The sequence below is a fragment of the Caulobacter sp. FW305-C-30-S16 genome (assembly GCF_058783025.1).
The window spans coordinates 709,139-726,641 of the sequence record NZ_JBYSYH010000001.1; the positions used below are offsets into that span (position 1 = coordinate 709,139).

A 17,503-nucleotide genomic window follows, 5' to 3' on the forward strand; every position below is an offset into this window, starting at 1 on the left:
TTCCCTGACTTGCCCGTCGGTCGCCCAGGCGTTAACCGGCGGGCATGTTCGCCTTTCTCGCCAACCCCGACAGGTTCATGGCCTTCTCCCGGAGGGCAGCGCCGATATTCGGGGCCCTTGCCGTCGCCCTGATCGCTGTCGGACTCTGGTTCACCTTCGCCGCGCCGGAAGACTACCAGCAGGGCGATACCGTCCGGATCATGTTCATCCATGTGCCGGCCGCCTATCTGGCGATGTTCAGCTACGTATGCCTGGGCGTCGCCAGCTTCCTGTCGCTCATCTTCCGGCACGCCCTGGCGGACGCGGCGGCCAAGGCCTGCGCCCCGCTGGGCGCCGCCTTCACCGCCCTGGCCCTGGTCACCGGCGCCCTGTGGGGCAAGCCGATGTGGGGAACGTGGTGGGTCTGGGACGCGCGCCTGACCTCGGTGCTGGTGCTGTTCCTGTTCTGGCTCGGCTACATGGCCCTGCGCGCGGCGATCGATGACGAGACCCGTGCCGGCCGGGCGGCGGCGATCCTCGCCCTCGTCGGTCTCGTGAACCTGCCGGTGATCCACTACTCGGTCGAATGGTGGAACAGCCTGCACCAGGGCGCGACCGTGTTCGCCGCCGAGCGCGAGAATCGCCTGCCGGCCGTCTATCTCATCCCGATGGCGCTGATGGCGCTCGGCTACACCTCGGCCTTCGGATCGCTGTGGCTGGTGCGCATACGGGCGGAAGTCTGGCGCCGCCGCGCCGCGGTTCTGGCCCTCCAGGCGGCGGGAGACTGACCATGCTCGACTTCGACGCCGGAAAATACGCCGCCTACGTCTGGCCCTCGTTCCTGCTTACCGCCCTGGCGTTCGGCTGGATGATCGCCGACAGCCTCGCCCGTGCGCGTCGCTGGAAGCGCGAGGTCGAGGCCCGGTCGAAGGATCGCCCGTGAAGCGCGGCCTGGCCTTCATTCCGCTCCTCGCCCTGGTCCTTCTGGGCGTGCTGTTCGCGGGCTACTCCCTGAAGCGCAATCCGCAGATCCAGCCCTCGGCCATGGTCGGCCGGCCGGTTCCCGACCTCTCCCTGCCCGATCTCGGGACGGGCCAGCGGGCTCCGCTGCGCGCCGCGATACAGGGGCCTGCACTGGTCAACTTCTACGCCTCCTGGTGCGCGCCCTGCGAGCTGGAGGCCCCGGCCCTGATGCGACTCAAGGCCCAGGGCGTGCGGGTCATCGGCATCGGCTACAAGGACGCGCCGGAGAACAACCTCGCCTTCCTGGCGCGGGTCGGCGATCCGTTCGCGGTCAAGCTGCTCGACCGTGACGGCCGCGCAGGTCTGGAGTTCGGCGTCACCGGCGTGCCGGAGAGTTTCCTGATCGACGCCTCGGGCGTGATCACCGCCAAGTTCACCGGCGAACTGACGCCGGACGACGAGCGGAAGATCCGCGCGGCAACCGGGCGTTAACCACGACAGGCCATCTTCGCGTCTCGTTAACCATGCTCGCGAGACGCCCGTGAATCCCGTCCGACCCAACATCTGGGCCAACGTCCCGCCTCCGGGTCAGGGCGGGAGTGCGGGCGGGGCGAAGACCGCGGCGCAACGCGCCTTCTTCGATCAGGCGCTCGGCAAGGCGACCGGCGCGGCCCAGGCTCAACCTCAGACGGCCGTGGCGCAAAGCCAGCCGCAGGCACAGCCGGTCCAGCGGATGCCGGCGGACCAACCGACCGAGCAGCCGACGAAGATCCTGCGCCCCGGCTCGTTGCTGGACATTCGGGTCTGATCAGAAGCGGGGACGGCTTCGCGAGCCGGTCCCCGTGTCGCGTCAGACCTCGGCCGCGACGACCTTCTTCTTCTTTTTCTTCTTCTCTGGCTTGGGCGCCTTGGGGGCCTTTTCCGCCTTCGCGGGCTTGTCGGCCTTCGGAGCCTTGACCTTCTTCACCTTCGCCGGGGCGTCGCTGGCGAGAGCCGCGAGCGCTTCGAGGAACGCCTCCCGCTTGCCCTTGGGCAGCAGCGCCAGCAGGCGCGCATCGGCGGCGTCGGCGCGCGGGCCGATTTCGGCCAGAGCCGCGCGACCGACGTCGGTCAGGCGCACGGCGTTGGCGCGTGCGTCGGCCGTTGAGCGCTCACGGATCAGCAGACCCTTGTCGAGCATCCGGGCGACCATGTCGGCGAGGGTCGAGCGGTCCACACCGGTGGCGGCGACCAGATCAGCTTGGGCCGCGCCCTCCTTGGCCGCGACCGCGCTCAGCACCGCGTGCTGGCGCTGGGTCACCCCGCCGGGACCGCCTTCCTCCGCATAGAAGTCCAGAGCGCGCTGCGCCGCCCGGTGCAGCAGATGTCCGACGGAAGACTCCGTCGCCGCGCCGCGTTTGCCGGCCTTGTCCTTGCCCATCGTCGGTCTCCAGGATCCTACCGGATGCGGACCATAATCACCTTACACGTCGGTTTGACGACAGACGATCCGTGTAGGGCGTTCCCGGTCAAACGCCGGGATCGGGTGGTTCGGGCGCGGTGTCGCCCTCGTCGGGCTTCTGCAGGTTCTTCATCATGAACGGCGTCTGGGACAGCGAGAACACGATCGCCAGCGGCAGCAGGGCGGTGCGGAAGTTGACCCAGAAGGCGTCGCTCTGGGTGCGCCAGATGAACTCGTTGGCGACGGCTACGGCGACGAAATACAGGCCGTAGCGCAGGGTCAGCTGCCGCCAGGCGCCGTCGGCCATCTTCAGGCTCGCGCCGAGCAGGGCCTTGAGCGGGTTCTTGCCCAGCGCCAGCCCGCCCAGCAGGCCGGCGGCGAACGCGGCGTTCTGGAAGCTGATCTTCATCTTCACGAAGCTGGGGTCGTTGAAGAACAGCGTCAGTCCGCCGAACACCAGGGCGAAGCCGCCGGCGATCAGCGGCATCGGCGCCAGCCGGCGCTCGACAATGTAGCCCACCAGCAGCGCCAGCATCGAGGCGGCCACCAGCACGCCTGTGGCCAGGATCAGGTTGCGGCCGAAGCCGTAGAAGGTGACCGCGAAGGCGATCGGCGCGCCATAGTCGACGGCGACGCGCACCCAGCGGGCGTTGGATCCAGTCATGGGGCTCAGCTCTCCAGGCCGACCAGCGAGCGGGAAAAGGCCCGGGCGTCGAAAGGTTGCAGGTCTTCGATGGCCTCGCCCACCCCGATCAGCTTGATCGGCGAGTCCGAAGCCTGGGCGACGGGCACCAGCACCCCGCCACGCGCGGTGCCGTCCAGCTTGGTCATGACGATGCCTGACACACCCACCTGGTTGCCGAAGATCTTTTCCTGGGCCAGCGCATTGCGGCCGACGGTGGCGTCCAGCACCAGCAGCGTCTCGTGCGGGGCCTCGGCGTCGATCTTCTTGATCACGCGGATGACCTTCAGAAGCTCGTTCATCAGGTCCTGCTTGTTCTGCAGGCGGCCGGCCGTGTCGATGAGGACGACGTCGAAGCCCTCCGCCTTCGCCTTCTCGATGGCGTCGAACGCCAGGCCGGCGGCGTCGGCCCCGGTGTCACGGCTCATGAAGGCGGCGCCCGAGCGCTCGGCCCAGACTTTCAGCTGCTCGACCGCCGCGGCGCGGAAGGTGTCCCCGGCGACGATCAGCACCTTGGCGCCATTCAGCCGCAGGTCCTGCGCGATCTTGCCGAGCGTGGTGGTTTTGCCCGACCCGTTCACGCCGACGAACAGCACGACATAGGGTCGGGGTCCCGACAGCGGGTCGAACAGCCCCTCGCGCGGGACCAGCTCGGCGGCGACCGCCTCGGCCAGCGCTTCCTTGACCTCGTCCTCGGTCGACGACTTGCCGAACCGCGCCTTGCCGAACGCCTCGGTGATCCGGGCGGCGGCATGCGGACCGAGGTCGGCCTCGATCAGCATCTCTTCCAGCGCGTCGAGTTGCGCCTGGTCGAGCGGCTTCTTCACCAGCACGCTGGTGACCTGCTCGGTCATCTCGCGGGTGGACCGCGACAGCCCCGACGTGAGGCGCTGGAACCAGCCCTGTTTCTGCTCTGCCATAGCCGGGCTCTTAGCCGTTCCGCCGAGCGGGCTCAATGAACCACCGTCATCCTCGCCCTTGTGGCGAGGACCCCTTTGCCGGTCGCAGGTGCGGCGCAAGCTCACGCTCTCACGTGGAAGCTGAACGAGGGGTCCTCGGGACAAGCCCGAGGATGACGGTGGAGAGGTCGCCGGTGGCGTGGCAGAACATCCCCATGACCGCGCTCGACCTCGCCTTCGTCCTGTTCGACTACGCCGCCGTGGCCGTGTTCGGCGCGACCGGGGCGCTGGCGGCGGCGCGGCGCAAGCATGACATCATCACCTTCGCCTTCTTCGCGGCGGTCACCGGCGTCGGCGGCGGCACGCTGCGCGACCTGCTGATCGATGCGCCGGTCTTCTGGGTGGCGCGGCCGGGCTATCTGATCGTCTGCCTCGCGGCGGCCGTCGCGGTCTGGCTGCTGGGACGCCGGGCCTGGCGGATGAACCTGCTGCTCTGGCTCGACGCGATCGGCATGGCCGCCTACTGCGTGGTCGGCGCGGCCAAGGCCCTGAGCCTCGGCGTCCATCCGGTTTCCGCCGTCGTCATGGGCGTGCTGACGGCCTGTTTCGGCGGCGTGATCCGCGATGTTCTCGCGAACGAGCCGTCGGTGCTGCTGCGCCGGGAGATCTACGTCACCGCCGCCCTGCTCGGCGCCGGCGTGTTCGTCGCGCTCGCCAGCTTCGGCGTTGACCGCCTGCTGGCCAGCAGCGCCGGCATGGTCGTGGCCTTCGCGGTCCGCGGCGGCGCGCTGAAATTCGGCTGGAGCCTGCCGGGTTTTCCCGGCTCCTCCGAACCGGGCTGATCCGTCAGCCTTTGCGGGGCCAGACGGACTCGCGGATGGCGACCAGCAGCAACGCGGTCCAGGCCAGCCCGAGGCCCAGGGTCAGCAGCCCCACGCTGCCCGGATCGACCCGTGCGGCGATCGTCCCGATCCCCGGCAACAGCAGCAGCGCCGCCAGGATCCGCCGGCGCGGCGTCGCCCGCAGACAGACCAGCGCCAGCACCGCCCCATGCGCCGCCAGCGCCGCGAACTTGATCCAGGCCGCCGTCGAGGAGCGCGGCAGCAGCGGCTCGGCCGCCGCGAGGTCCTTCGTGATCTGAAGCAGGGTGTTGGTCTCGACCATGTCGGCGACGAAGGCGACCACGGCCAGCGCGATGGCCGCCAGCGCCAGCCGCGTCCGGCCGCCCAGCCACAACGCCGCGAAGATCGCGAACGCCGTATAGGCGGGGATATAGGCGGCGATATCCAGCCGGTTGATCGCATCCATCCCGGCGATCACCGGCCCGCGGCAGACTTCCGGCCCGAACACGGCGGCCAGCTCGGCGGCCGTCCGCGCGAACTCGAACTGCACAACCGACCCCGCGCTCATGCAGGTCCCGGCGGCCTTCGCGGCGGGAAGGCCGGTGAACATCGCGGTGACGCCGAACGTGGCGATCCCCGCGGCGGTCGTCGCCAGAGGCAAGGTCCGCCTGCCGATGAACCTGATCATGGTCGTTTCCCCCATTGCTTCAGCGGACGTTACGCGCTGGAGGTCTGATGACAATCGCCCTTTGGCCTTGATGGAATGATGCGCTCCGGGTGTCGGACCTGGTCAAGGACGACCGCTGCGGGGTCGCCGCGCCGCGGCCGCCGAAGGCGGTCCTTGAGCAGGGCTGTCGCCGGAGCAACCCGGGCCGTCAAGACATCCGGGCGGGTCCGCCTGGAAGCCTAATGAAGAAGCTCCGCCACGACCTTCCCGCCGCTCACGCCAACCACCCGCATCGGCACGATCTCCCCGACCGGGGCCTCGCCCTCGAACGCGACCTCGGTGAAGTCGTCCGCCCGCGCGACGCCCGGCTTCTCGACCAGCCCGTTCAGCACCCGGCCGACCTGCCGCTCCAGATGCCGTTGCAGCGCCGCCTCGCCGGCCGCGCGCAGGCGGCGGGCGCGGTCCTTGATCACGGTCCCCTTCACGGGCGGCATCTTCGCCGCGGGCGTGCCGGGGCGGGCGCTGTAGGGGAAGACGTGCAGGAAGCTCAGCCCCGCCTCCTCGACCAACGCCAGGGTGTTCTCGAACGCGGCCTCGCTCTCGGTCGGGAAGCCGGCGATCAGGTCGGCGCCGAAGGCCGTGTCCGGCCGAACGGCGCGGACGTCGGCGATCAGCTTCAGGGCGTCGGCGCGCAGATGCCGGCGTTTCATCCGTTTGAGGATCAGGTCATCCCCGGCCTGCAGCGACAGATGCAGGTACGGCATCAGCCGCGGCTCCTCGGCCAGACACCGCATCAGGTCCGGATCGATCTCCGCTGCGTCGATCGACGACAGCCGCAGGCGCGGCAGCTCCGGAACCAGCTTCAGGATCCGCGAGACCAGTTGGCCCAGTGTCGGCTGGCCGGGCAGGTCGGCGCCCCAACTGGTGATGTCGACCCCGGTCAGCACCACCTCGCGATAGCCCTCGGCGGTCAGGCGGCGCACCTGCTCGACCACCTCCCCGGCGGCGGCGCTGCGCGAGTTCCCGCGACCGAACGGGATGATGCAGAAGGTGCAGCGGTGGTCGCAGCCGTTCTGCACCTCGACGAAGGCCCGCGCCCGGTCGCGCAGCCCGTCAATCAGATGGCCGGCCGTCTCGCGCACCGACATGATGTCGTTGACCCGCACCCGCGCCGACGTATCCGCCAGCGCCCCCGGCTGCGCCTTCTCGGCGTTGCCCAGCACCAGGTCGACCTCGGGCATCGCGGCGAAGGCGGCCGGATCGATCTGCGCCGCGCAGCCGGTGACGATCAGCCGGGCGTCCGGCCGCTCGCGCCGCGCCTTGCGGATCGCCTGCCGCGCCTGCCGCACGGCCTCGTTGGTCACCGCGCAGGTGTTGAACACCACCGCGTTCTCGACCCCGTCTGCCTGCGCCCGCGCGCGCAGGGCCTCGCTCTCATAGGCATTGAGCCGGCAGCCGAAGGTGACGACCTGCACGTCATCGGCGTCAGCGGCGGGGAGGGCGGGAAGGGTCATGTCGCAAACACAGCGGGCGGCCGATGCGGCCGCCCTTGGAGGGAGGGGATATAGCAGAAGGGACAGAAGCCCCAAACCGGCGCCCCTTCATCACGCCCGGACCCCGTCATCCCGGGCCTTGTGCCCGGGACCCCTCCGTCAGTCACACGAGCTGTGCGGGAGCCTGGCACGGCCGGAATTCCGCCCGCAGGGATCCCGGGCACAAGGCCCGGGATGACGGATCAACGGGACCGGGTTTTGCAAGACAGCCCGGCGACGTTCCGGATCGGCCTTCCAGCCCGTCCGGGATGACAGTAGAGATGCAGAAGACCCCCGCCTGAGACGCAGAACCGACCCATGACCTCCCGTCCCCGCCGCAGCGCCCTCTACATGCCCGCCTCCAACGCCAAGGCGATCGAGAAGGCGCGGTCGCTGCCGTGCGATGTGGTGATCCTCGACCTCGAGGACGCCGTGGCCCCGGAGGCCAAGGAGGCCGCCCGCGAGCAGGCGGTGCAGGCCGTGCGCGACGGCGGCTTTGGCAATCGCGAGCTGGTTATCCGCGTGAACGGGTCCGACACCCCCTGGGGCGCCGACGACCTGCGCGCCGCCGCCGCCGCGAAGCCTGACGCCATCCTCGTCCCGAAGGTGAACTCCGCCGTCGACGTGGCCGACTACAGCGCCCCGCTGCACGCCGACACGGCCCTGTGGGCGATGATCGAGACCAGCCGCGCGCTGTTCGCTCTCGACAGCATCGCCGCCGCCCGCGCGACGACCCAGCTGACCACCTTCGTCATGGGCACGAACGATCTCGCCAAGGAGATGCGGTTCCGCCTGACGCCCGGCCGCGAGCCGTTCTTCGCCGCCCTGTCGATGGCCGTGACCGCCGCGCGGATGCACGACCTGACCATCCTCGACGGCGTGCACAACGACATCGAGGACCAGAACAGCCTTGAGGCCGTCTGCCGCCAGGGCGTCGACTTCGGCTTCGACGGCAAGACCCTGATTCATCCCAAGCAGATCGATCTCTGCAACCTGGTCTTCTCGCCGGCTCCGGCCGAGGTCGACTGGGCCCGCGCCGTGATCGCCGCCTTCGCCCTGCCGGAGAACCATGGCAAGGGCGCCATCCGCGTCGAGGGCAAGATGGCCGAACTGCTGCATCTGGCCCAGGCGCAGCGGCTGGTCGCCGTGGCCGAGGCCATCGCCCTGGCGGAAGCCGCTTGAGGCTCGGCCTCGTCATCATCCTGATGTCGGCGCTGGTCGCCGGCGGGGCGCTGGCCCAGACCGCGCCCGTCGTCACCGCGCCCGCCGAGCCGGACAGCCAGCCGCCCGCCTACGACCCGATCGGCGACGCCATCGCCGCCTCGCTGCCGCCCGACGAGACGACGGACCAGGAGTCGGACGCCCCGACCACCGCGCCGCCGGTTCCGGTCGCGCCGGCCTGGACGCCCCCGCCGCCCCGACCGCTGGTGATCACCCCGTCACGTCCGAGCCTCGACCGGCCGGTGATGATCGACGAAATCGGCAAGAGCCCCGACGGCCCGCCAACGCCCACCGACCTCGGCTACGAGAGCCGGATCCGCGCCTCCGTCGCCTCCGCCCAGGGCCTGCAAGGTCCGCTCGACGGCGGCTGGACCGTGCGTTCAAGCTACGGCGTGGCGGTGATGTCGCTGCAGCTGGTCGACCGGGGCAACGGCTACGGCCAGCTTGAGGGCGCCTGGCGCAGTCTCGACGGGCCGGTCAGCAAGGTCGGCCTGATCGACAGCCTCGACCGCCAGCCGGCCGTCCTGACCATCCGGATCACCAAGGCCCCCGGCAAGCCGACGACGGTCCTCAGCCTGACCCCTGCATCCGACGGCTCATGGGCCGGCGACATCATGGACGAATACGGCGTCCACCAGGTCACGATGCGCCGGAACTGATCGGGGACTGAGGGGACATGTACCGAAGGTACGTGTCCCCTAGAGACCCAGACCTCGCCGCGCGGCGGCGATCACCGTCTCCAGGTCATGACGCGCGTAGGCGACGCTGGTCCCCACGCCCCACACCGGTCCCGGCCAGGCCGCATCGTCCGCCCGACGCCCGACCATATGCACGTGCAGCTGCGCGGTCACATTGCCCAGCGCCCCGAGGTTCAGCTTCTCCACCGGACGGCCCAGCGCTGCGCCCATGGCCCGCACGGCCTCACCGGCCAGCACCGACTCCTCGATCAGCCGCGTGCGGTCCGTCGGCGACAGGTCCTCGATCTCGCGCAGCCCGACCCCGCGCGGGATCAGGATCAGCCAGGGCCAGCGCGCGTCGGTCTGCAGCCGCACATGGCACAGCGGCAGCTCGCCGAGCGCCATCGAGCCGGCTTCGAACGCCGGATCCGGCGCGAACTCAGCCACGCTTGGGAACCGCCGCCCAGTAGTCGAAGTCGAGGATCACCTCGGGCGGATAGGCGCCGGCGGCGTCCTTGTCCGGGAAGTCGGTGCAAGGGCGGTCCTTGGTCGCCACCAGCCGCAGGCGCAGCGCCCCGACGCCCTCGCCCAGGTCGGCCTTGTCGAGCACCTCGCTCCAGGCGAACACGGTCGCGCCGGCGAAGTAAGGGTTCACATGGCGTCCGCCGTTGATGGCCAGCATCAGCCCGGCGTTCTGAAGCCCGTTGAAGCTCAGCGCCTTTGCCGTGGAGATCACCACCCCGCCATAGACCAGCCGCCGGCCCGTCGGGTCCTTGGCGCGCTCATACTGGTTGAAGTGGACCTTGGCGGTGTTCTGGTAGAGCCGGGTGGCCATGGCGTGCTCGGCCTCCTCGATGGCCATGCCGTCGACATGGTCGATCTTCTCGCCGATGGCGTAGTCCTCGTAGGCGTGCGGCGCGCCGGCCAGGGCGAAGTCGTATCGCGAGAGGTCGATACCCTCCGGCAGCATCAGGTCGCCCGCGGCCACGGCCTCGGCCAGCTTCGGCGTCGCCTGCTCCGGAACCTCGGCGCTTTCGCTCCGCTTGCGGACCATCACCCAGCGCACGTAGCTCAGCACCGTCTCGCCGTGCTGGTTCTCGCCGGTCGTGCGCACATAGACCACGCCGGTCTTGCGGTTGGAGTTCTCCTTCAGCCCGATGACCTCGCTGGTCGCGGTCACGGTGTCGCCGGGATACAGCGCCTTGAGGAACAGCCCCTCCGCGTAGCCCAGGTTGGCCACGGCGTTCAGGCTGATGTCCGGCACGGTCTTGCCGAACACCATGTGGAAGGCGATCAGCGGATCGACCGGCGAGGCCGGCAGACCGCAGGACCGGGCGAACTCGTCCGAAGAGGCCAGCGCGAAACGGGGGCCGTAGAGCGCGTTGTACAGCGCCACATCGCCCGCCGTGACCGTGCGCGGCGTGGCGTGTGCCAGCACCTGCCCCAGCCGGAAGTCCTCGAAATAGTTGCCGGGGTCGGTCTTGGACATGGAGTGCTCCGCTGCGCCATCGCGCGTCCTTCGAGACGCCCTTCGGGCTCCTCAGGATGACGAACATCGAAGGTCGTCATGGTGAGGAGCGAGCCTCGGGCGAGCGTCTCGAACCACGCACGCACCTATTGCCGCGCTCTTCGCATCCGCGAAAGGGGGCTTGAGGCGGAACCCGTCGGGGGCTAGACCCCGCGCGACCCTTTTCCACATTCGGAGACGCCACAGATGGCTCGCGCGAAGATCGCCCTTATCGGCGCCGGCATGATCGGCGGCACCCTGGCTCACATCGCCGCCCGCGAGGAGCTGGGCGACGTGATCCTGTTCGACATCGCCGAGGGGACGCCCCAGGGCAAGGCGCTCGATCTGGCCGAAGCCAGCGCGGTGTTCGGCAAGGATGTCTCGCTGAAGGGCGCCAACGACTACGCCGACATCGCCGGCGCGGACGTCTGCATCGTCACGGCCGGCGTGCCGCGCAAGCCGGGCATGAGCCGCGACGACCTGCTGGGCATCAACCTGAAGGTCATGAAGGCCGTCGGCGAGGGCATCAAGGCCCACTGCCCGAACGCCTTCGTCATCTGCATCACCAACCCGCTCGATGCGATGGTCTGGGCCCTGCAGCAGTTCTCGGGTCTGCCGACCAACAAGATCATCGGCATGGCCGGCGTGCTCGACTCGGCCCGCTTCGCCTGGTTCCTCGCCGAGAAGACCGGCGTGTCGGTGGAAGACATCCATGCTTGGACCCTGGGCGGCCACGGCGACGACATGGTGCCGATGGTGCGCCACTCGACGGTCGGCGGCCTGCCGCTGCCGGAACTGGTCAAGCAGGGCTGGATGACCCAGGACGAGCTCGACGGCATCGTCAAGCGCACCCGCGGCGGCGGCGGCGAGATCGTCGCCCTGCTCAAGACCGGCAGCGCCTACTACGCGCCCGCCGAGTCCGCGATCGCGATGGCCAACAGCTACCTCAAGGACAAGAAGCGCGTCCTGCCCTGCGCCGCCTGGCTGACGGGCGAGTACGGCCTGAAGGACCTTTACGTCGGCGTGCCGGTGGTCATCGGCGCCGGCGGCGCGGAGAAGGTCATCGAGTTCGAAACCAACGCCGAAGAAAAGGCGATGTTCGCCGCCTCGGTGGCCTCGGTGCAGGGCCTGATCGAAGCCTGCAAGCAGATCGACCCCTCGCTGAAGTAGGCTATTCGAGAATCCTCCCCTGCAACGCAGGGGAGGGGGACCGCCGCCAGGCGGTGGAGGGGGCTGCGCCGGCGGGAACGGCCCCATCCTGAATTCGGGTCTATCCGGCCTGTCTGGCGCCGCCCCTCCACCATGCTCCGCATGGTCCCCCTCCCCGCTACGCGGAGAGGCACGGCGTCTGTCGAATTCGCCCTCGTTCGCGCGTCTCACGAAAGCGGAGGCGTCTCGCCACCGCATGAGCCATTCTCGGCTCCGGGGAGGACGTCATGCGACGGGTTGCTCTGGCCATCATCACCCTGCTGACCCTTGGATCGGCGGCGTCCGCTCAGGACGCGCCGCCGCCGAAGGCGAGCATCGCCGACGCCGCGTGGCTGTCCGGGCGCTGGGCAGGCGAAGGCATGGGCGGGACATTCCAGCAGGGCATGTCAGACCCCGCGGGCGGTCGCATAGCGGGCTATTTCACGCTCCTCCAAGGGGACAAGGCGGTCTTTCACCAGCTGATCCTGCTGACCGAACAGGACGGAACCCTGCGGCTGAAGGTGAAGCATTTCTCGCCGGACTTCGTCGGCTGGGAGGAGAAGGACGGGTTCCTGGACTTCCCGCTGGTTTCGGCCTCGCCGGATGAACTGGCCTTCAAGGCCATGACCTTCAGGCGCACCGGCGCGGACGCCATGACCCTGACCATCCGCATGACCGGCCGCGACGGGACTGGACGGGACGAAGTCCTGCGTTACAGACGGATCCCATGATCGCACCCGGCCCCACGCTCGAAACCGCCCGCCTCATCCTGCGCCCGACCGGCGAGGAGGACCTCGACGGCTGGGCGGAGATGATGGCCGACGAGGAGGCCTCGCGCTTCATCGGCGGATTGCAGGGCCGGGCGCAGAGCTGGCGCGGGCTGGCCAGCATGGCCGGGTCCTGGGCGATCAAGGGCTTCGGCATGTTCTCGCTGATCGAGAAGTCGAGCGGCCTGTGGGTCGGTCGGATCGGCCCCTGGCAGCCTGAAGAGTGGCCGGGCACGGAAGTCGGCTGGGGCCTGCACCCGCGCGCCTGGGGCAAGGGCTATGCGGTGGAAGCCGCCGAGGCGGCCATCGACTGGGCGTTCGACACGCTCGGCTGGACCGACGTCATCCACTGCATCGACCCCGGCAATGTGAACTCGCAGAAGGTCGCCATGCGGCTGGGCTCGACCAATCTGGGCGAAGGCCGCATGCCGCCGCCGTTCCACGAACTGCCGATCGATATCTGGGGCCAGAGCCGCGACCAGTGGCGGGCCCGGAGGTCGATGGGGTGAAACGGCTGCCGCGGCTCCTTCTGGCGGGCCTGCTGGCCCTGGCGCCCCTCGCGGTCGCCGCCCGGAGTGACGACGGCTCCCTGACAGTATCCTTCGACGGCGTCAGCAAGCGCGAGGGCGTGGTGCTCCTGGCGCTGTTCGACAGCAAGGCGGCCTACGACGCCAACACCGGCCCGGTCCGCACCCTCGAACTGCCGGCCTCGGGCGGGAACTTCGCGGTGACGCTCGCCGGCCTGGCGCCGGGCGTCTATGCGGTGAAGTCGTTCCACGACCGCGACATGAACGGGAAGATGAACTTCAACGCGCTCGGCATGCCGCTCGAGCCCTACGGCTTCTCGAACAACGCCCGCGCACCGTTCGGTCCCCCGTCCTGGCGCCGCGCGGCCTTCGAAGTGAAGAGCGGCGGCAACAGCCAGACGATCCGGTTGCGCTAGATCCAGCCGCTGTTCCGCAGCGCCTTGGCATAGGCGCGGCTGACCGGAACCTGCGCGCCGTCCTTCAAGGTCAGGGTGGCGCGCCCGTCGCCGCGACGGGCGTCTGCCACTGCGGCCTTCGCGACCCACCAGGACCGGTGCACCTGGGCGCCCTCCAGCCCCTCCAGTTCGGCGACAGCGTCGGACAGGCGCATCAGGATCAGATCCTGCCCCTTGCTGGTGTGCAGGCGCAGATAGTGGTCCTCGGCCTCGACGGCGAAGATCTCCGATCCGCGCAGCTTGACCGGCAGGCGCTCCAGGAACCGGGGCGGGGCGGCGCCCGACGGCGCGGCGTGGGTTTCGGGCGGCTCGCGCTGGGCCAGATAGTTGAGCGCGGTCATGGTGCAGGTGACGATGAACACCGGCCCGACGTAGTATTTCAGGTAGGCCAGTTCCGGTCGCGCCTGCTGGAAGGCGAAGGCCGAGATCAGCCAGATCACCAGCGTGAGCGGAATGGTCAGCGCTACGGCGATCACCACGCCCTGCAGGACAGGCCTGTCGTCGAACCAGCCGCCAAGGTCGACCAGGATCGAGACGAGCACGCCGCCGGAAGCGCCGGCCAGCATGACCGTGATCCAGTAAGCGTAGCGCACCGCGACGGGCGCCTCGCCGCTGCCGAACGCGCCGACCGACGCCATGAACACCCCGGCCGCCAGGGCGATGGCCAGTCCCTTCACGTGCCGTGGATCGCGCAGGGCCGCCATCCACGAAGCGCGAACGGCGGCGCCTGTCCGTTGGCGAACGGCCGCTTCCTGTCCACGCATGTCCGACTGCGCCATCCGGCCGCCCCGTCTAAGCCGTCGTCATCGACAACCCGCCCAGCACAGGCAGACCCAAATGACCTCTCCCCGGATCAAGACCGCCGCCCTTCTCCTGTCAATCGCTACGCTGCAGACCGCCGCGTTCACGATGCTTCCGCTCAACTCGGCGCAGGCCCAGGAGGCGGCGAATGTGACGGTGACCTTCACCGGCATCCAGACCCCGACCGGCGCGATCATGGTCGGCGTCTACGATACCGAAGCGGCCTTCGCCGGCGGCCAGCCGGTCCAGGGCGTGCGTGTCGAGGTGTCCGGCGCCGAGGCCGCGACGGTGATCTCCGGCCTCAAGCCGGGCCGCTACGGGATCAAGGTCTACCACGACGTCAATGGCGACGGCCGCATGAACACCAACCCGTTCGGCATGCCGACCGAGCCCTACGCGGCGTCCAACAACGCCCCCGCCCGTATGGGGCCGCCGGCCTGGGCCGACGCCGTCTTCGAGGTCGCCGCCGGCGAGAACGCCCAGTCGATCACGATCGACTGACCCGCCAAACGCCCTGACCGGAGCCTCGCCATGAACCGCCGCTCGTTCCTCACCGCCGCCGCCGGCCTCGCCGCCGTCGCCTTCAATCCCGATGTGCTCTACGCCGCCTCGGCCGGCATCGGCGACTGGACCCTCGGCGTGGCCGATGTCGAGGCTGACATCGCCCCGCAGACCCTGCGCCTTGTCCATGGACGCGCGCCGGCGGGCCTCGCCGGCAGGCTCTATCGCAACGGCCCGGCGAAGTTCCATCGCCCGGGCGGCTCGGTCAGCCACTGGTTCGACGGCGACGGCCTGATGCGCCGCTACGCGATCGACGACGGCGAGGTCAGCCTGTCGGCCCGCTTTGTCGACACCGCCAAGCGCCGCGCCGACACGGCTGCCGGCGCGGTGGTCACCGCAGGCTTCGGCACGGCGGGCAGCAAGCGCGCCTCGGTGGGCTCGGCCGACGACGTCAACGCCGCGAACATCTCGGTGATGATGGCCGGCAGCGAACTCTGGGCGCTGTGGGAATCCGGATCGCCGATCGTCATGGACCCCGACACGCTCGAGACGCGCGGCCCAAAGACCCTTCGTCCCGACCTCAAGGGCATGCCGTTCCTCGCCCACCCGCGGGTCGATCCCGACGGCAGGGTCTGGAACCTGGGCGTCGCCGGCCGCAGGGCTGTCGTCTGGCGGCTCGGGGCGGACGGCGCGCTGCAGGCGGCCGATGTGATCGACCTGCCCCGCGCAAGCTACCTGCACGACTTCACGGCCACCGCCCGCCATCTGGTGCTGGTGCTCCAGCCCTGGATCCACGACCGGCTCGTGGCCCCGATCGTCGACGGCTACAGCTGGCGGCCGGAGACGGGCACGCAGATCCTGGTCATCGACAAGGCCGATCTGAGCCGTCGCCGGGTCTTTGAGACCGACCCGTTCTTCTTCTTCCACATGGGCGACGCCTGGGAGGAAGCCGACGGCACGATCCGCTTCGACATCTGCACCAGCCCCGATCCGAAGTTCGCCGTCGAGGGCGCCCGGGCGATGGTCGAGGGCCGCAAGCCGGTCCTGACCGCCAGCCCCGACCTGCGCCTCATCAGCCTGCATCCCGATGGCCGGGCTCGCATCGAGCGTGCGGGCCTCGCGGCGGAATTCCCCAAGGCCGATCCCCGGTTCGCCGGTCTGGCCCGCACGAAGACCGCCACGCTCGGCTACGGCCCCGGCGACAATCCCTTCCACCAGACGGTCGACGTGCGGGACTGGAAGCGCGACCGCGTCGACAGCTTCGACTTCGGACCGCGGCATCTGCTCGAGGAAATGGTCTTCGTGCCACGTCCGGGCGGGTCGGCGGAGTTCGACGGCTGGCTCGTCGGGACGGGCATCAATCTCGATGCCAGGGCGACCGAACTTCACGTCTTTGACGCGCGCCGCGTTGCGGCCGGACCCGTGTGCAGCTGGCGGGCCGACGTGGCCCTGCCGATCAGCCTGCACGGCATTTTCAAGGAAGCCTGATCATGACCCTCGCCCTGTTCTCCAAGGTCCTGCCCGCCAGCCGACTGGCCGGCACGGTGCTGGCCGTCGCCGCCGGCCTGACCGCGTTGGTCCTGTTCGGGCCCCAGATGTTGCGCATGGTCACCCACGCCACGCCGCACGGTCTGGACGTTCCGCTGTTCCTGAAGCAGCCGACGGTGATCCAGGCGCACATTCTCGCGGCCGTCGCCTCGGTGCTGGTCGGCGCGGTGATCCTGTCCGCCCGAAAGGGCCGCACGTTCCACCGCACGATGGGCTGGATCTGGGCGAGCCTGATGGCCGTGACCGCCGGCAGCTCGCTCTTCATCGTCGGCCTGAACGGCGACCACTGGTCCCTGATTCACCTGCTCAGCGGCTGGACGCTGGTCATCCTGCCCTTCGCCGTCTGGGCGGCCCGCAAGCACAAGGTCGACGTCCACAAGCGCGCCATGACCGGCATCTTCTGGGGCGCATCGATCGTCGCCGGCGTGTTCACCTTCCTGCCGGGCCGCCTGATGTGGACGCTGTTCATGGGCTGAACCGGCCTTGCCAGCAGGCGAGGGCGCGGCGTATCGCAGGGGCGGGCCGACGCTTTCGACCCCCGCCAGGACGCCGCCCGATGACCGCAGCCAAGCCCCGAACCCGCGGCGCCGGCCGGGGGCGTCCGTCCAAGGGGACGGGCCTGGATCTCAAGGAAGCGATCCTCGATTCGGCCGAGGGCCTGTTCGCCCGCCACGGCTTCTACGGCGTCACGACCCGGCAGGTGGCCTCCGAGGCCGGCGTCGATACCGCGCTGATCCACTATTATTTCGGCGCCAAGCGCGAGCTCTTCGACGCCGTGCTGCTGCGCCGGGCCGGGGAGATCAACCAGGCGCGCGCCGACGCAATGTCGGCCTACGAGGCGGCCCACCCGGGGGCGATGACGGCCGAGGGCGTCATCGCCGCCTTCATCGATCCGCTGGCCGAGCGGGCGCTGACCGGCGGGCAGGGCTGGAAGAACTGGCTCAATCTCGTGGCGCAGATCAACACCACTCCGGCCTGGGGCGGCGAGGTGATGCACCGCTTCTTCGACCCGGTCGTTCGCCAGCTGATCGAAACGCTCGGCAAGGCCATCCCCGGCGCCGATCTGCGCGACCTCTACTGGTGCTACCAGTTTCTCACCGGCTCGATGATGCTGACGGTCGCCGAGACGGGGCGGATCGACCAGCTGTCCGACGGACTCTGCCAGTCGAGCGATCTCGAGTCGGCGCGCCAGCGGCTCTATGCCTACTGCGCGGCAGGCTTCGAGGCCGTGGCGCGAAAGCGGGCCGGCTGACAACCAGCCGGCGCCCGTGTGGCGCCAATTCATCACCTGGTGAAAAATAGCGAC

Annotated in this window: 23 protein-coding genes; 15 read left to right on the top strand and 8 right to left on the bottom strand. The window is 69.7% G+C overall.

Features of this window, described 5'->3' with window-relative positions:
- The first annotated feature begins 44 nt into the window (after positions 1 to 44).
- The 4 genes from AC3WJT_RS03430 to AC3WJT_RS03445 are packed head-to-tail and all read left to right on the top strand — an operon-like array spanning position 45 to position 1,750.
- Entirely contained in the window at positions 45 to 767 is a 723-nt protein-coding gene (locus AC3WJT_RS03430; RefSeq protein WP_492341660.1) for a heme ABC transporter permease, read from the top strand.
- A 2-nt stretch (positions 768 to 769) separates the two neighbouring features.
- Entirely contained in the window at positions 770 to 922 is a 153-nt protein-coding gene (gene ccmD / locus AC3WJT_RS03435; protein WP_492341661.1) for a heme exporter protein CcmD, read from the top strand.
- Positions 919 to 1,434, top strand: a complete 516-nt coding sequence (locus AC3WJT_RS03440; RefSeq protein WP_492341662.1) for a DsbE family thiol:disulfide interchange protein — start codon at positions 919 to 921, stop codon at positions 1,432 to 1,434. The genes ccmD and AC3WJT_RS03440 overlap by 4 nt, the downstream gene beginning before the upstream one ends.
- A gap of 49 nt (positions 1,435 to 1,483) precedes the next feature.
- Entirely contained in the window at positions 1,484 to 1,750 is a 267-nt protein-coding gene (locus tag AC3WJT_RS03445; protein ID WP_492341663.1) for a hypothetical protein, read from the top strand.
- A gap of 42 nt (positions 1,751 to 1,792) precedes the next feature.
- On the opposite strand, the gene AC3WJT_RS03450 is transcribed toward AC3WJT_RS03445, so the two are convergent.
- From AC3WJT_RS03450 to ftsY, 3 genes are all read right to left on the bottom strand, one after another.
- Entirely contained in the window at positions 1,793 to 2,362 is a 570-nt protein-coding gene (locus AC3WJT_RS03450) for a MarR family winged helix-turn-helix transcriptional regulator (protein WP_492341664.1), read from the bottom strand.
- A gap of 88 nt (positions 2,363 to 2,450) precedes the next feature.
- Positions 2,451 to 3,047 (bottom strand): inner membrane-spanning protein YciB, encoded by a 597-nt coding sequence (locus AC3WJT_RS03455; RefSeq protein ID WP_492341665.1) that lies wholly within the window; start codon positions 3,045 to 3,047, stop codon positions 2,451 to 2,453.
- Positions 3,048 to 3,052: 5 nt separating this feature from the next.
- The gene (gene ftsY, locus AC3WJT_RS03460; RefSeq protein ID WP_492341666.1) at positions 3,053 to 3,985 is read right to left on the bottom strand and encodes a signal recognition particle-docking protein FtsY; all 933 of its coding nucleotides are present in this window, start codon (positions 3,983 to 3,985) and stop codon (positions 3,053 to 3,055) included.
- A 194-nt stretch (positions 3,986 to 4,179) separates the two neighbouring features.
- On the opposite strand from ftsY, the gene AC3WJT_RS03465 reads away from it, so the two are divergent.
- A complete protein-coding gene (locus tag AC3WJT_RS03465; RefSeq protein WP_492341667.1) occupies positions 4,180 to 4,806 on the top strand; it encodes a trimeric intracellular cation channel family protein in 627 nt (208 codons plus the stop codon).
- A 4-nt stretch (positions 4,807 to 4,810) separates the two neighbouring features.
- Here the strand turns inward: AC3WJT_RS03465 and AC3WJT_RS03470 are convergent, their stop codons facing one another.
- Both AC3WJT_RS03470 and mtaB read right to left on the bottom strand, forming a co-directional pair.
- A complete protein-coding gene (locus AC3WJT_RS03470; protein ID WP_492341668.1) occupies positions 4,811 to 5,494 on the bottom strand; it encodes a hypothetical protein in 684 nt (227 codons plus the stop codon).
- A 218-nt stretch (positions 5,495 to 5,712) separates the two neighbouring features.
- Positions 5,713 to 6,987: a tRNA (N(6)-L-threonylcarbamoyladenosine(37)-C(2))-methylthiotransferase MtaB gene (mtaB, locus tag AC3WJT_RS03475; protein WP_492341669.1), complete on the bottom strand. Its 1,275-nt coding sequence runs from the start codon at positions 6,985 to 6,987 to the stop codon at positions 5,713 to 5,715.
- Positions 6,988 to 7,323: 336 nt separating this feature from the next.
- Between mtaB and AC3WJT_RS03480 the strand changes: the two genes are divergently transcribed.
- Together AC3WJT_RS03480 and AC3WJT_RS03485 are read left to right on the top strand one after the other, a co-directional pair.
- Positions 7,324 to 8,187, top strand: a complete 864-nt coding sequence (locus AC3WJT_RS03480; RefSeq protein WP_492341670.1) for an HpcH/HpaI aldolase/citrate lyase family protein — start codon at positions 7,324 to 7,326, stop codon at positions 8,185 to 8,187.
- Positions 8,184 to 8,885: a hypothetical protein gene (locus AC3WJT_RS03485; RefSeq protein ID WP_492341671.1), complete on the top strand. Its 702-nt coding sequence runs from the start codon at positions 8,184 to 8,186 to the stop codon at positions 8,883 to 8,885. The genes AC3WJT_RS03480 and AC3WJT_RS03485 overlap by 4 nt, the downstream gene beginning before the upstream one ends.
- A gap of 39 nt (positions 8,886 to 8,924) precedes the next feature.
- Here AC3WJT_RS03485 and AC3WJT_RS03490 read toward each other — a convergent pair whose 3' ends face one another.
- Both AC3WJT_RS03490 and AC3WJT_RS03495 read right to left on the bottom strand, forming a co-directional pair.
- Positions 8,925 to 9,350 (bottom strand): HIT domain-containing protein, encoded by a 426-nt coding sequence (locus tag AC3WJT_RS03490; RefSeq protein ID WP_492341672.1) that lies wholly within the window; start codon positions 9,348 to 9,350, stop codon positions 8,925 to 8,927.
- Positions 9,343 to 10,392 (bottom strand): MaoC family dehydratase, encoded by a 1,050-nt coding sequence (locus tag AC3WJT_RS03495; protein ID WP_492341673.1) that lies wholly within the window; start codon positions 10,390 to 10,392, stop codon positions 9,343 to 9,345. Before AC3WJT_RS03495 ends, AC3WJT_RS03490 begins: the two co-directional genes overlap by 8 nt.
- 225 nt (positions 10,393 to 10,617) lie before the next feature.
- Here AC3WJT_RS03495 and mdh point away from each other — a divergent pair, with 225 nt between their 5' ends.
- The 4 genes from mdh (at position 10,618) to AC3WJT_RS03515 (ending at position 13,308) form a co-directional block, all read left to right on the top strand.
- Complete coding sequence (gene mdh, locus AC3WJT_RS03500; RefSeq protein ID WP_492341674.1) at positions 10,618 to 11,580, top strand: malate dehydrogenase; 963 nt, start codon at positions 10,618 to 10,620, stop codon at positions 11,578 to 11,580.
- A gap of 266 nt (positions 11,581 to 11,846) precedes the next feature.
- Positions 11,847 to 12,329 (top strand): DUF6265 family protein, encoded by a 483-nt coding sequence (locus AC3WJT_RS03505; protein ID WP_492341675.1) that lies wholly within the window; start codon positions 11,847 to 11,849, stop codon positions 12,327 to 12,329.
- Complete coding sequence (locus AC3WJT_RS03510) at positions 12,326 to 12,874, top strand: GNAT family N-acetyltransferase (RefSeq protein WP_492341676.1); 549 nt, start codon at positions 12,326 to 12,328, stop codon at positions 12,872 to 12,874. Before AC3WJT_RS03505 ends, AC3WJT_RS03510 begins: the two co-directional genes overlap by 4 nt.
- A complete protein-coding gene (locus AC3WJT_RS03515) occupies positions 12,871 to 13,308 on the top strand; it encodes a DUF2141 domain-containing protein (RefSeq protein ID WP_492341677.1) in 438 nt (145 codons plus the stop codon). The genes AC3WJT_RS03510 and AC3WJT_RS03515 overlap by 4 nt, the downstream gene beginning before the upstream one ends.
- Here the strand turns inward: AC3WJT_RS03515 and AC3WJT_RS03520 are convergent.
- Entirely contained in the window at positions 13,305 to 14,051 is a 747-nt protein-coding gene (locus AC3WJT_RS03520) for a LytTR family DNA-binding domain-containing protein (RefSeq protein WP_492341678.1), read from the bottom strand. The genes AC3WJT_RS03515 and AC3WJT_RS03520 overlap by 4 nt on opposite strands.
- A gap of 133 nt (positions 14,052 to 14,184) precedes the next feature.
- Between AC3WJT_RS03520 and AC3WJT_RS03525 the strand changes: the two genes are divergently transcribed.
- From AC3WJT_RS03525 to AC3WJT_RS03540, 4 genes are all read left to right on the top strand, one after another.
- Positions 14,185 to 14,649 (top strand): DUF2141 domain-containing protein, encoded by a 465-nt coding sequence (locus tag AC3WJT_RS03525; RefSeq protein ID WP_492341679.1) that lies wholly within the window; start codon positions 14,185 to 14,187, stop codon positions 14,647 to 14,649.
- Between the two features lie 30 nt (positions 14,650 to 14,679).
- Positions 14,680 to 16,137 carry a carotenoid oxygenase family protein gene (locus AC3WJT_RS03530; RefSeq protein WP_492341680.1) on the top strand — a complete coding sequence of 486 codons (1,458 nt, stop codon included), beginning with the start codon at positions 14,680 to 14,682 and terminating at the stop codon, positions 16,135 to 16,137.
- A gap of 2 nt (positions 16,138 to 16,139) precedes the next feature.
- On the top strand, positions 16,140 to 16,673 hold the full coding sequence (locus AC3WJT_RS03535; protein WP_492341681.1) for a DUF2306 domain-containing protein: 534 nt from the start codon (positions 16,140 to 16,142) through the stop codon (positions 16,671 to 16,673).
- Between the two features lie 80 nt (positions 16,674 to 16,753).
- On the top strand, positions 16,754 to 17,449 hold the full coding sequence (locus tag AC3WJT_RS03540) for a TetR/AcrR family transcriptional regulator (RefSeq protein WP_492341682.1): 696 nt from the start codon (positions 16,754 to 16,756) through the stop codon (positions 17,447 to 17,449).
- Positions 17,450 to 17,503: the final 54 nt, after the last annotated feature.

Excerpts from the sequence above, each read along its gene's own strand:
- AC3WJT_RS03505 (WP_492341675.1), top strand. The coding sequence starts at position 11,847 with ATGCGACGGGTTGCTCTGGCCATCATCACCCTGCTGACCCTTGGATCG.
- AC3WJT_RS03495 (WP_492341673.1), bottom strand. The coding sequence starts at position 10,392 with ATGTCCAAGACCGACCCCGGCAACTATTTCGAGGACTTCCGGCTGGGG.
- AC3WJT_RS03480 (WP_492341670.1), top strand. The coding sequence starts at position 7,324 with ATGACCTCCCGTCCCCGCCGCAGCGCCCTCTACATGCCCGCCTCCAAC.
- AC3WJT_RS03430 (WP_492341660.1), top strand. The coding sequence starts at position 45 with ATGTTCGCCTTTCTCGCCAACCCCGACAGGTTCATGGCCTTCTCCCGG.
- AC3WJT_RS03470 (WP_492341668.1), bottom strand. The coding sequence starts at position 5,494 with ATGATCAGGTTCATCGGCAGGCGGACCTTGCCTCTGGCGACGACCGCC.
- mtaB (WP_492341669.1), bottom strand. The coding sequence starts at position 6,987 with ATGACCCTTCCCGCCCTCCCCGCCGCTGACGCCGATGACGTGCAGGTC.
- AC3WJT_RS03520 (WP_492341678.1), bottom strand. The coding sequence starts at position 14,051 with ATGGCGGCCCTGCGCGATCCACGGCACGTGAAGGGACTGGCCATCGCC.
- AC3WJT_RS03540 (WP_492341682.1), top strand. The coding sequence starts at position 16,754 with ATGACCGCAGCCAAGCCCCGAACCCGCGGCGCCGGCCGGGGGCGTCCG.
- mdh (WP_492341674.1), top strand. The coding sequence starts at position 10,618 with ATGGCTCGCGCGAAGATCGCCCTTATCGGCGCCGGCATGATCGGCGGC.
- AC3WJT_RS03535 (WP_492341681.1), top strand. The coding sequence starts at position 16,140 with ATGACCCTCGCCCTGTTCTCCAAGGTCCTGCCCGCCAGCCGACTGGCC.
- AC3WJT_RS03450 (WP_492341664.1), bottom strand. The coding sequence starts at position 2,362 with ATGGGCAAGGACAAGGCCGGCAAACGCGGCGCGGCGACGGAGTCTTCC.
- AC3WJT_RS03530 (WP_492341680.1), top strand. The coding sequence starts at position 14,680 with ATGAACCGCCGCTCGTTCCTCACCGCCGCCGCCGGCCTCGCCGCCGTC.
- AC3WJT_RS03465 (WP_492341667.1), top strand. The coding sequence starts at position 4,180 with ATGACCGCGCTCGACCTCGCCTTCGTCCTGTTCGACTACGCCGCCGTG.
- AC3WJT_RS03510 (WP_492341676.1), top strand. The coding sequence starts at position 12,326 with ATGATCGCACCCGGCCCCACGCTCGAAACCGCCCGCCTCATCCTGCGC.
- AC3WJT_RS03455 (WP_492341665.1), bottom strand. The coding sequence starts at position 3,047 with ATGACTGGATCCAACGCCCGCTGGGTGCGCGTCGCCGTCGACTATGGC.
- AC3WJT_RS03525 (WP_492341679.1), top strand. The coding sequence starts at position 14,185 with ATGACCTCTCCCCGGATCAAGACCGCCGCCCTTCTCCTGTCAATCGCT.
- ftsY (WP_492341666.1), bottom strand. The coding sequence starts at position 3,985 with ATGGCAGAGCAGAAACAGGGCTGGTTCCAGCGCCTCACGTCGGGGCTG.
- ccmD (WP_492341661.1), top strand. The coding sequence starts at position 770 with ATGCTCGACTTCGACGCCGGAAAATACGCCGCCTACGTCTGGCCCTCG.